The 10,508-nt window shown below is 42.8% G+C and carries 13 protein-coding genes and 3 pseudogenes; 6 read left to right on the top strand and 10 right to left on the bottom strand.

Annotated features, from left to right (window positions below; translation table 11 throughout):
- Positions 1-160: 160 nt before the first annotated feature.
- From BZG76_RS06745 to BZG76_RS06765, 5 genes are all read right to left on the bottom strand, one after another.
- Positions 161-424 (bottom strand): Txe/YoeB family addiction module toxin, encoded by a 264-nt coding sequence (locus tag BZG76_RS06745; protein WP_077460648.1) that lies wholly within the window; start codon positions 422-424, stop codon positions 161-163.
- Positions 421-663, bottom strand: a complete 243-nt coding sequence (locus BZG76_RS06750) for a type II toxin-antitoxin system Phd/YefM family antitoxin (RefSeq protein ID WP_021022842.1) — start codon at positions 661-663, stop codon at positions 421-423. Before BZG76_RS06750 ends, BZG76_RS06745 begins: the two co-directional genes overlap by 4 nt.
- A gap of 160 nt (positions 664-823) precedes the next feature.
- A complete protein-coding gene (locus BZG76_RS06755) occupies positions 824-1,066 on the bottom strand; it encodes a hypothetical protein (protein WP_198532306.1) in 243 nt (80 codons plus the stop codon).
- Positions 1,067-1,080: 14 nt separating this feature from the next.
- Entirely contained in the window at positions 1,081-1,641 is a 561-nt protein-coding gene (locus BZG76_RS06760) for a GNAT family N-acetyltransferase (protein ID WP_241824055.1), read from the bottom strand.
- A 21-nt stretch (positions 1,642-1,662) separates the two neighbouring features.
- A complete protein-coding gene (locus BZG76_RS06765; RefSeq protein WP_077460651.1) occupies positions 1,663-2,091 on the bottom strand; it encodes an N-acetyltransferase in 429 nt (142 codons plus the stop codon).
- 43 nt (positions 2,092-2,134) lie between these two features.
- Here BZG76_RS06765 and BZG76_RS15500 point away from each other — a divergent pair.
- From BZG76_RS15500 to BZG76_RS15420, 6 genes and pseudogenes are all read left to right on the top strand, one after another.
- Positions 2,135-2,304, top strand: a pseudogene (locus tag BZG76_RS15500) (IS4 family transposase); the annotation flags it as partial.
- Positions 2,305-2,615: 311 nt separating this feature from the next.
- On the top strand, positions 2,616-2,864 hold the full coding sequence (locus BZG76_RS06775) for a type II toxin-antitoxin system Phd/YefM family antitoxin (RefSeq protein ID WP_077460652.1): 249 nt from the start codon (positions 2,616-2,618) through the stop codon (positions 2,862-2,864).
- Positions 2,854-3,144, top strand: a pseudogene (locus BZG76_RS06780) (type II toxin-antitoxin system RelE family toxin). Before BZG76_RS06775 ends, BZG76_RS06780 begins: the two are co-directional and overlap by 11 nt.
- A 140-nt stretch (positions 3,145-3,284) precedes the next feature.
- Positions 3,285-3,479, top strand: coding sequence for a type II toxin-antitoxin system VapB family antitoxin (locus tag BZG76_RS06785; RefSeq protein WP_077460653.1), 195 nt, complete (start codon positions 3,285-3,287; stop codon positions 3,477-3,479).
- A gap of 5 nt (positions 3,480-3,484) precedes the next feature.
- Positions 3,485-3,877, top strand: coding sequence for a type II toxin-antitoxin system VapC family toxin (gene vapC / locus BZG76_RS06790; RefSeq protein ID WP_241824056.1), 393 nt, complete (start codon positions 3,485-3,487; stop codon positions 3,875-3,877).
- A gap of 461 nt (positions 3,878-4,338) precedes the next feature.
- Positions 4,339-5,136 (top strand): annotated as a pseudogene (locus tag BZG76_RS15420) (IS110 family transposase); the annotation flags it as partial.
- Between the two features lie 21 nt (positions 5,137-5,157).
- Here BZG76_RS15420 and BZG76_RS06800 read toward each other — a convergent pair.
- The 5 genes from BZG76_RS06800 to BZG76_RS06820 all read right to left on the bottom strand — a co-directional run bounded on the left by BZG76_RS06800 (position 5,158) and on the right by BZG76_RS06820 (position 10,295).
- Positions 5,158-5,598 (bottom strand): hypothetical protein, encoded by a 441-nt coding sequence (locus BZG76_RS06800; RefSeq protein WP_077460656.1) that lies wholly within the window; start codon positions 5,596-5,598, stop codon positions 5,158-5,160.
- Between the two features lie 81 nt (positions 5,599-5,679).
- Positions 5,680-6,303, bottom strand: coding sequence for a Type 1 glutamine amidotransferase-like domain-containing protein (locus tag BZG76_RS06805; protein ID WP_077460657.1), 624 nt, complete (start codon positions 6,301-6,303; stop codon positions 5,680-5,682).
- Positions 6,304-6,481: 178 nt separating this feature from the next.
- Entirely contained in the window at positions 6,482-7,510 is a 1,029-nt protein-coding gene (locus tag BZG76_RS06810) for an AAA family ATPase (protein ID WP_077460658.1), read from the bottom strand.
- Positions 7,495-9,063 (bottom strand): ATP-dependent nuclease, encoded by a 1,569-nt coding sequence (locus BZG76_RS06815; RefSeq protein WP_077460659.1) that lies wholly within the window; start codon positions 9,061-9,063, stop codon positions 7,495-7,497. The genes BZG76_RS06810 and BZG76_RS06815 overlap by 16 nt, the downstream gene beginning before the upstream one ends.
- Positions 9,064-9,287: 224 nt before the next feature.
- The gene (locus BZG76_RS06820; protein WP_077460660.1) at positions 9,288-10,295 is read right to left on the bottom strand and encodes a hypothetical protein; all 1,008 of its coding nucleotides are present in this window, start codon (positions 10,293-10,295) and stop codon (positions 9,288-9,290) included.
- Positions 10,296-10,508 lie beyond the last annotated feature (213 nt).

A 10,508-nucleotide genomic window follows, 5' to 3' on the forward strand; every position in this document is an offset into this window, starting at 1 on the left:
GCGTTTTGTCTTTGAATTTTAGTCAGTTGTGTCTTTTAGCGTAGTGCATAACGTCAGCTTCTGGTGGGACAGACGGATAATTTTTGCGCTCCAAACATGGTGCCCAGCCCAGAGAACAACGCAATTAACAACAGCAACCAATAAAGGCCGATGACAGCCACTACTCATAATGGCTCCAGAGCCTGAGCACTTTCACCACCTGTTCATCCTCGAGGACTTGATAGACCAAGCGATGCTGAATATTAATACGGCGTGAATAGGCACCGGTGAGATCGCCGACAAGCTTTTCGAACGGAGGAGGTTTACGGTAGGAATCGTCTTTAATCAGTGCTAGCAGTTCTTGCGCTTTTGGTTTAAGGCCACTGGAGGCCAGCTTTTTTGCATCTTTCTGGGCTTGTTTGGTGTAAACCAACTTCCATGTCACCAGTCCAACTCCTCATCGCATTCATCCGTCGGCGTGGCGATGCCTTCACGAATCGACTCGCGCATCCCTGGCACAGAAAGCAGATAAAGTGTTTCCTGAATCGCTGACCAATCTTCTTCTGAAATCAGCACCGCTTTGTTACGTTTGCCCGCAATAACAATGGGCTGATGAGATTCGGCGGTTTCATCAATGAGCCGATACAATTTGCTACGCGCTTCAGTGGCAGTGATCCCCGTCATAGCGCTTCTCCAGTGTGATTAACTTTTAATCAATTGTACGGTATCAAGTACGTACGTCAAGACGAACGTTTTCGTTAACATCCGCTCACTCAAACCGCCGCGTTGGCCGCCACCTGGTTTCCAACACTGTTTTAGGTGGTTGCAATAAGAACACTTATCATTAGGCCAGCTCAGAATGACAGTGTTTGCATAACTTAGCCTCAGCTCTCACCATTTCGGCACACATCGGACATTTTTTCATTTCTCCTATTTCAACAGAGCGCTCTTCAACAACCAAAGCGATAATAAAGCCAATCAATGGAGAAAGAATCAATGAGATTAAGAAAAAGCCAAGCCCTGATCGCCCCTTTGATGAWGCATAAAAAGCGACAAAAATAGCCAAAATAAACCAGATAATAATCATCATTTTTCCTTATGTTAGTCGCTTACGTCGAGCATAGAGCAAATGTCAGTGTAATCAAACACTTCCCACTGCGCTTTGCTGATTTTGTATAAAACATGTTCGCTAAGCGGATCAGACGCGTCGAGATCAGGATGCGCGAAATGATACGCATAGGACATGCCAAGCTTTTTCATCACTGCCTGAGAGCCAATGTTATTCACTGTAGTAAAAGAGACGACTTCCTCTACGCCCAAGTGCATAAACGCATAGTGTAGCGACGCATTAGCCGCTTCTGTGGCATAGCCCCTACCCCAATGTTGTGGCGCAAGTCGCCAGCCAATCTCAACACAAGGTGAGAACGGCATCGTATCTTTCGGTATGTGCAAACCGACAAAGCCAATAAACGCGTGTTGGTCGGGGATCTCGACAGCCCAGAATCCCCAACCACGCTCGGCGATTAACGACTGGATTTTTCTTGCCATCTTGTCGCTTTCTTCCTGGCTCAGACACTTTGGGAAGTGCGCCATGACACGGCTATCGCGGCTCATCTGCGCAAAGGGTTGTTGATCGGCGTCATCCCATTGCCGAAGTATCAATCTTTTCGTTGTTATCATACGTTAGGTTGTGCCCATACTCATTGTGTACTCAGGATGCCCCGTATGCTGATCTCGCTGTTCACTTATCACGCTAAAACCTTGAGATAAGTAAAACCGATAACTCGCCTGATTTTCCTTGTATACCGACAAGTTTAACACTGCTCTTTGAGACTTCGCATGACTCAATAATTGCTTACCAACACCTTGGCCCTGAAAGGCAGGAGACACAAAGATGGCAGCCAAATTATTTTCATACAGTGCATAAAAGCCAACGACTTTTGACTCGGTTTCATAAACGTAGACCTCTGACGCTGGGATGTAGATCTCACGCATATTCTCAACTTGCGAAGCCCAATAGTCGGCCGAGACGAAATCATGCGCTTTAACAGACGCTTCAAGCCAGATTTCAAGAACCGAATCTAAGTCATTTGAATTGTACTTTCTAATCATTTTCGAACTCTAGATTGTCAAATTTATCGGGGTAGCATAACACTGGCATGCGCACCTGATTATACGCGCGAATCCTTGTCCGTTATCTTGGTTGATTGGTCGGATGTGCGTGATCAATTGCGCTATATAACACTGCGTGCTTCTATTGCCGTGGATGGACGTGCCGTCACTTTGTATGAGCAAGCTTTTAAATATGGCGACTATAACTCGCCTCCCAATACCATCAAGCATCGTCGCGCTCTCTCGATACCTCGTCTTGGTCGCAAGGTAAGAAATCATCGACGATATCTGATTAAGCTGACCCAATATCAGAGGGCCATCAGGGAATATCAACGGCTAACGCATACGCTGGGGCCCGGTCAATTATGAGAGGATCCGCCAGCGCCGCATTAAGGTGAGCGATGCTTGGCTATACTTGAGCGAAGCGAAACTGCCACGCGTTACAAATCCCTCTTACATGCCTTGTCATACGCTTGGTTGAGGCTAAAATGACCAACATAAAGACCACTTAAGAGACCGATTATATGACCACTAGAATTTTAGCCGATGTTGCTGCAAGCATTACTGAGTTGAAGGCTAATCCTATGAAAGTTGCAACTAGTGCTAACGGTGAACCTGTTGCTGTATTGAACCGAAATGAGCCAGCATTTTATTGCGTACCTGCCGAAGCGTACGAAATGATGATGGACAGACTGGAAGATCTTGAACTACTCGCTATTGCAAAAGAGCGTGAATCTGAAGATACCATTTCGGTAAACATTGATGACCTATAAACTCAACTTTAAAAAGAGCGCACTCAAAGAGTGGAAAAAGCTTGGCTCAACGCTGCAACAACAATTTAAGAAATAGCTAATCGAGCGCTTAGATAACCCGCATGTTCCGGCTTCAAAGCTCTCTGGAACCGACACTATGTATAAAATTAAGCTGCGTCAATCGGGCTACCGTCTTGTCTACAAAGTTGAAGACGATGTCATCATTGTAACCGTCTTAGCAGTCGGAAAACGCGAACATAGCGACGTTTACCGTAAAGCTATGAAAAGGTTAGATGATTGATTGCGGTATAACGCCCGGCTCACGCGCCGGTTTGGAGCCGCGAAGCGGCGGAAAATCGGTCGCTGTGCAGCCGATTGTTATGTTCTTCCTGACGTGCTAGATTGTGTATGGAAACCGAAATCTATACACATAGGTGCGACATGAGAACGAACATCGTCATAGACGACCAGTTGATGGCAGAAGCTCTCAAAGCCTCCGGCTACGAAACCAAAAAAGAGGCTGTTGAGCAAGGTCTGAAACTTCTAGTTCAGCTTAGCAAGCAGCAGGAAATTCGAAAACTGCGAGGCAAAATCAAGTGGGAAGGCGACCTGGATGAAATGCGGGGCGCCGGATGATATTGGTGGATACCAGTGTATGGATCGACTATTTCAACGGAGTCAAGAACCCGCACACTGACCTGCTGGATGCCTCAATAGTCCACGGATCCGTCGCTATCGGCGACCTCATATTTCTGGAAATCCTTCAAGGCATCCGCAACGACAAACACTATCGTCAGACCAAACAGAGCCTGCTCTCGCTGGAGCAGTATGAAATGTTTGGCAAAGACATGGCACTTGTTTGCGCTGACAATTATAGGGCTCTTCGCAAAAAGGGCATCACAATCCGAAAAACTGCCGACGTGATCATCGCGACTTTCTGCATAGAGAAAAAGCTACCTTTGCTGTTTTTGGATCGCGACTTTATCCCCTTTGTTGATCATCTTGGGCTTGAGCCTGCCCTCAGAGAAACATAACGCCCGGTTAAGGGGCAACCAACGCTACTACCAACTTTCCGCATAACACCGTAACCACAAAAAGCAACGCATAGTGAAAATGCCAAGCGTTGACAGTCCCTCTTGAGCCGTTTGTATGGATAATCTCACCCGTATTTGGGTAAAGTGAGACCCAGGCTTTAGCTGCAACCAAAGCTTTCTAATGTGCAGTTCGATTGAACGCTGACTCCTCTGTCGAGAGACCGATAACAAACATGAACGCACCTTAGAACTCCAAGTACCAAACTCGAATACTCGACTGGGTCTAGAACCCGTATTACGCAAACAAGAGTTAGCTTATTATGAATACTGCATCCAATCAAAACATCTACATCGGCGTCGATACCGGCGCAAAATGGCGATGAGCAACGGTAGTTAAAAATCGGTATCAACCGGCCAGGATAATTGTCGGAAAACCGGCCAAGATAATTGACGCTACATAGCGCATCATCATTGAAGCCACTGGCCGATTAGAAATGCCCTTTGTGCTCGCGTGTATTGAAGCCAATTTACCCATCGTACGCGCCAACCCTGTGCACATTAAACGCTTCGCCGGCGCCATTGGCCGCAGAGCGAAAAATGACCGCTTAGATGCTGAGTTAATCGCACATTATGGCGACGCCATTAAGCCTGAAATCACCATTATCAAGGCGGAAAATATACGTTTAATGAGTGATTTAGTCATCAGGAGAAACCAGCTACTATCTATGCAAACGATGGAAAAGAACCGCTTGCAGATACTGCCCAAAACCTTGCATTCAACCATCAAACCCATGCTCACTGCGATGAAAAATTAAATCACCAACATCGAACAAAAACTCGTGAAGTTGATTGAAGCATGCCCTGAATATCAGACTAAAAATACGCTCTTACAAAGCGTGCCTGGCATTGGCAGCATTGCGGCAGCATCTATCATCAGTAACGTCCCTGAGCTGGGCTATATAACTAACAAACAAGCGGCATCTCTCATTGGTGTTGCACCCGTGACAAAAGAAAGTGGGCGATATAAAGGCAAACGGGTGATCCAAGGTGGACGTGCTCAAGTTCGTACCGTGTTGTATATGGCGATGATGTCTGCGATGCAATGTAATCCTGTTTTTAAAGCGACGTATACCCGATTAGTCGCCGCTGGAAAGCCGAAAAAAGTGGCCATTATTGCCTGTGTGCGCAAGATGGTAGTGATCTTAAATTCGATGCTCAGAGACGGCGTGATGTGGGATAAAAATCTCGCTAAAATTTAGGATTGACGACATACTCGTTTGTTATACATTTGACCAAACTTTGGGATCGGACTTGAAGCCTTCTTGCTCTAGTTTTTCCAAAAAACTAAATATTCCTGGAGCAGATTCTTTAATCTCGGACCAAATTTCAGAGAACAAAGCTCTATTAATATTTTCTTCAATTCCACTCGCCCAGTCCTTCCAGCGGCGCTCACTTATACGCTTACTGTGCCTATGAGCAATTTGCTCGTTACACAAGTCGAGATAGTTAAACACGGTTTCGCGTGCTTTTAACTTTTCAGGATCAGACAGGTTTTTGCCAAGAAGCGCATCAACCGGGATTTCGTAAATCAGATCTCTATATTGTTGGTTAAATGAATCTTCAAACGTTACTTGAGCGAGCTTTTTGCTTTCGCGTATCTGCCAAGTTGCAACACCAACGCCAATTGCTGTCGCAATTGAAGCAATATTCTCTAAATCCATAGTTTCCTCGAAAATGTATAACGCTTTACTCACTGGAAAATGACGAGCGTCAGCGAGTTATTTTTCCAATGCAGTAACTTGTTAAGTTTTGGCATCCCAGACTTCAAATTTATCGCCATGTATGGCAATCGCTTGTGTGTTGCTAATGGGGCAAAGATCTATTTTCTCTTCAAAAATAGAGATGATTTTCTCGACTGACTCTTTAAATGGGAAGTTTGTATGGTGAGGAACCGGATAAAAATCAATCATTCCTAACGATAAAAACGTGCCAATGTTCGGCGCGGCAGTGAAATCATCCATTTCTTTTACATACTCAATATTGCGTGAAAGCACAATGGAACCAGCAGACTCACCAATATACATTTTCCCTGAATTTACTTGTTCAGATATAACTGTGTCCGCGCCTGTTCTTTTCAGCTCTTGAAGGAGAAAGAAGGTATTACCACCAGTAACATAGATATAGTCATTCTTTTTGAGCGTACTATCTATTTTTTCTTTGGTTGCCGTTGAAATTTCAAGTTCGTCAACAATTAGCCCGCGTTCTTCAAGGGCCTTTTTGCCAGCATCCACATAAAATGTAATATCTTCGACAAGACTCGCCGTAGGTATGAATGTAACAGTTTTTCCTGCACATTTTTCCTCGGCGAACTCCACGAATAAATCTGCCACATCCACGAAAGATGAAGTTAAAAACATCTTTTTCATTACATCTCCTTTCTTCCCGAACACTTTTCTAGAAACTTAACGCTCGCAACACCGGACAATTTGGAGCGAAGCGTAAAATTGTTCCGAGTGCTTGCGCTTGTTATACGTGATATACATCATCATTTCCATTTTCAATTTCGGCCAAAAGCGGACACTCAGACTTTAAAATAGTCCAATATCATTTAAATTTATTTAGATGTTTCTGCTCTACAAAATAAATGTGTCTGTTTGCTCGTGTGCATGCAACATAGAGCTTATTTCGACTAGATGCAGGCAAAGCATTGAAATTGTTATCTTTGAAAGCTTTCATAGCAGCAGGATATAGTGCTACGCACACATCTATATAGTGATCTTGCCCTTTCGATTTCCCCCAATTCTGAGAAAAACAGTCGAACTCATAATACTTTTGAAAAAATAATTTTACTGTATGCTCACACCTGTAAATTTCTTCTATTCTCTGATTGTCGTTAATTAATTTCACTTCGGAATCTTCTTCCTTGTGCGATTCTATATCGATACCTAGATTATTTTTGATAAATCCGCACACCTGTGGTGTGCAACGATAGCTATGAGATAGTGAAGAAATATCTATTTCCAGCCCCACACTTTCAAAGTGTTTCTTGTAGCTATCAAAGTCATCATACAGATTTGAGTTTGTCCTTCCATCTGTGCTGGTATCAAATGTATGTTGAAAAAAGTCACCTACAAAATTAATGTCCAAATTAGACGAACAGAGCCGTTTTAATAAATTAAAATCGTTTCCACCGAAGTCCTGCACCTCATCGACAAAAAACTGGTCATAATATTTTTCAATTCGAGAAGTCACATGCTCTACAACATCCTTCTGTTCAATAAGCTTTGCAATCCTATTGCTGTAAAGTCTTCCGCTGGGATCTTGATAAAAAGCCATGCGATTTCTCGGAAACTTAAAAGTAGCCGGTGGTGGTGTTTTCCAATTAATCCCTTTTGATTTTATCTTGTCATGGAGAAATGGCTTGTAGCAGAAAGAATAGAGGAAGGTGAAATAGGTAATGACTGTAATGTTTTCTGGCAGCTCACCAAACTTCCTCATTACGCGCTGTCGTAGGTGGTTGTAATTATTTTCAGTATAAGTAACGATTAACGCTCGCTTGCCACGAGAAAGGCTATTAATTATGTGGGTTGTTTTGCCTGCACCTGCAACTGCAAAGATTACTCTTTTATCCATGTCAGTGCCTGCGCAATATAATCTGGAGCTTTAATCTTGTTGCCACCTTCTTCTAAAAGCTTTAGTGCCGCATCTGCTTTATTAGCGAGCATATACTCTAGTACTGTTAACGTTTTTCTCCCTTCGGAGAATAGCTGACCACAAAGTTCCTCATTATCCTGAAATATGCATAGCTCCAGAGTGGATCGGTTATCGTCGTCCTCATCGTAGAACACTCTGATTTTCTCCGTGACATAATCTTCATAATTTTCTACGCATTTTCTCTGAAAGTCGCCGTCATTGTCTCGGATAACTGCCGTCTTAATGTTCAATAGCTTCGCCAAATCCATATAACGTTTAAAGCTCGTTCCACCTACTGAAATGACATGCACCTCGGAATCATCTAGCTTTTCGTTGAAAAAATTCTCAAACATAGCTTCAATCAGTATGTACTCGGCATCACCCTCAACAAGCACTACCTTTTGAGCCAATACAAATTCTAAAATCTTATTGTCTGGAGCTTTAACAAAGAAGTTGGCAGTTTCATCAGGAAGGTCCTTCAAGGAAATGGGGTTAGTGCTTTCAGGGCTTAATATTGAAGCATTGTGTAAGTCCAGTCGTGAGCAAATACTATTGCTGTGAGTGGCAATCATTATTTGCGTTGTTGACGCTTCTTCCAGGCTGGATAGAAGCTGTTTCATCTTCACATGGCTAAGGTGGTTTTCAGGTTCTTCAATTAAGATAAGGTCTATAGGTTCTGCATCTTCCTTTTTCCTCAGTGCAAATTCGGTTTTGATAAAACACTGATTGCCTTTTCCCATTTGAGAAATAGGTATGCCCTTGTCCGTTATCATGAGATCTTGATCGATATTGGATTTGCTATCGTTTTTAATCTCGAACTTCGTGTCAGTCAGATTTTTGTTTAGCTCTGCCAGATTATTGTGAGTGAACTCTGACTTAGCCTGTCTGTAGGAATGATGGTTTTTGTGCCGATGCACAACATCTGTATTCGCTTCGTAAAGTGATTTTGTATAATGCCGAGTTGCGTATTCCGTTCCGATTAATGAACTATCAATAAAAATATGTCTCAGAAACCTGCGGTTTTGCGTGTATGGCACGCCTGCGAAAGTAGAGAATTGGATGCTGTAATATTCAAATGGAAAGAGCGGGTTTTCAGCTTCAAGAGCTGAATTAATTTCAGCACCATATTCATCCATTGGCTTACATTCCAATTTTAATCCATGGCGTATGCCATGTTCCGTATGATTTAGGCCTTCGAGATCTTGATTTCCAAAGTCTTTTAGGAAAACTTCAATCTTTAGCTCCGGTAAATCTTCGATGCGTTTAGCGCCTTCTAGAAACTCGTTAACTGCACCCTTATAGAACAGGGATTCTAATCCAAGGGTTTCAATACGGTTTCTGCTTCCATTCAATACGAGGTCTATTGCCTGAAGAATAGTGCTTTTACCTGATTCATTATCACCGATAAAAATATTTCGTTCAGAGTTTGCCTTGTACTCAAATGAGGGGAATCTTCTAAAATTAAGAAGCTTCACTTGTTCAATTTCTTTCATGCCATCTATCCTGTTTTTATTGGCATTCTTCAACGAAGAAATACGCTAATGGCTATTCAACCTGTGTCCGCTTTGGGTCAAAAGCGGACGTACTATGTTCGCCGTATAACGCCAAATTAAGGTGTGAACAACGCTAACCACCTACCTAAAGCAATGTGCCATAAACACTAAACCTGCTTGAAGTAAGAGCGTCGTGCGTTGTGAATCACCCTTAAATTTTATTGTTATGTAACTTTTCCCGACTTTTCTAACGCACTTTTTATCTCAGTTTCATGTAAACGCTCTACGGACAAATAATCATTCACTTTAGCGTAACGACCACCTGTATCGATATACTTTCTGTATTCAGGAGTATCTATGCTAGGCGTGAGACAAGCAAAGTCACACAGATTTAGATAAAAAGATCTTGCGATGCGATATGCTGCCACCAATTCATCCGTAGTTGTGCCGACAGTTAATAGTGATTCCAATTCAGGTTGTTTTTCAATTTTTGCTGGTACGAGCACACCCTTTTCAGCTAATTCAATGTAAATTTCCGGGATACCAAGCTTCTCAGACAGCCTAAATATTGTACTGCAAGCATCAAGGTAAAAAGAAAGCGTCTTTGGCTTGTTTACATCTTTCAACGTTGCATCAATTCCCCACTGAGCAGTAGATAACTCAGACTCAATGTCCTTAAATGCGGCTACATTGGGGGATGGCAGCCCTTCCGTTGGAGAGCCTAAGAAGAAATTTGTATGCAGACGAGGATGAACCTTAAAGTTGACTTCAATACATGAAAGATATTCTGTCTTGCCTATTTGCTCAAAGTACGAGAACAATTCCTGCCGATGTGAGCGATAAGTATCTAGATTGTTTTTGTGCGACACAATTTCAATCTGCTTGGCAGATTGCTCAGTAGAATGTAGTCGGCTAATCAAAACGGACAAAGGAATAGCTAATGAAAGTAAAGCCAAGGGCAATACTGAAATCTGCAAAAACATTTGAAAGCCTTCAGCATTCAAAAGAACGTCATAGTCTTGCCATGCTAAAAATCCTGTTCCGAGAAAATATAGAATCGGAGCTAGAATTACCAACCAAAGTAATCCTTGTTTCATTAGCCCTAGCTCAGGATGAAGAGTCAAAACAAATCGAGTACGCTCTACAAAATTTCTTCCCTTCGATACAAAAACAAAAGTCAGGCCAAAAGCCAAGACCAGTGGTAATAAAATTAGGGCGATAAGTTGCGCCATAGTTTAAATATCCTCCTGCTGCATAACGCCGCGCTTTGCGGTTGCGTTGTAGCGCTAGCGGAAATGCAATCCGGCAACAGCACCTTGTTATAAGTAATTTACTTCGTACTTTACTTGAACAAAGTCGTTTGCAAAAGCAATCGCCTCTGAGTTTTCCAGTTTTATTTGATCGTTTAGTTGACCAAAAAGCGGGATGCCGCCGCCCAACAAAAT

This window comes from Salinivibrio sp. AR647 (genome assembly GCF_001995415.1).
Taxonomy (GTDB): Bacteria; Pseudomonadota; Gammaproteobacteria; order Enterobacterales; family Vibrionaceae; genus Salinivibrio; species Salinivibrio costicola.

Coding starts and splice junctions, on each gene's coding strand:
- BZG76_RS06800 (WP_077460656.1), bottom strand. CDS start 5,598: ATGGATTTAGAGAATATTGCTTCAATTGCGACAGCAATTGGCGTTGGT.
- BZG76_RS06785 (WP_077460653.1), top strand. CDS start 3,285: ATGAGAACGAACATCGTCATAGACGACCAGTTGATGGCAGAAGCTCTC.
- BZG76_RS06815 (WP_077460659.1), bottom strand. CDS start 9,063: ATGAAAGAAATTGAACAAGTGAAGCTTCTTAATTTTAGAAGATTCCCC.
- BZG76_RS06805 (WP_077460657.1), bottom strand. CDS start 6,303: ATGAAAAAGATGTTTTTAACTTCATCTTTCGTGGATGTGGCAGATTTA.
- BZG76_RS06750 (WP_021022842.1), bottom strand. CDS start 663: ATGACGGGGATCACTGCCACTGAAGCGCGTAGCAAATTGTATCGGCTC.
- BZG76_RS06810 (WP_077460658.1), bottom strand. CDS start 7,510: ATGGATAAAAGAGTAATCTTTGCAGTTGCAGGTGCAGGCAAAACAACC.
- BZG76_RS06775 (WP_077460652.1), top strand. CDS start 2,616: ATGACCACTAGAATTTTAGCCGATGTTGCTGCAAGCATTACTGAGTTG.
- BZG76_RS06820 (WP_077460660.1), bottom strand. CDS start 10,295: ATGGCGCAACTTATCGCCCTAATTTTATTACCACTGGTCTTGGCTTTT.
- BZG76_RS06765 (WP_077460651.1), bottom strand. CDS start 2,091: ATGATTAGAAAGTACAATTCAAATGACTTAGATTCGGTTCTTGAAATC.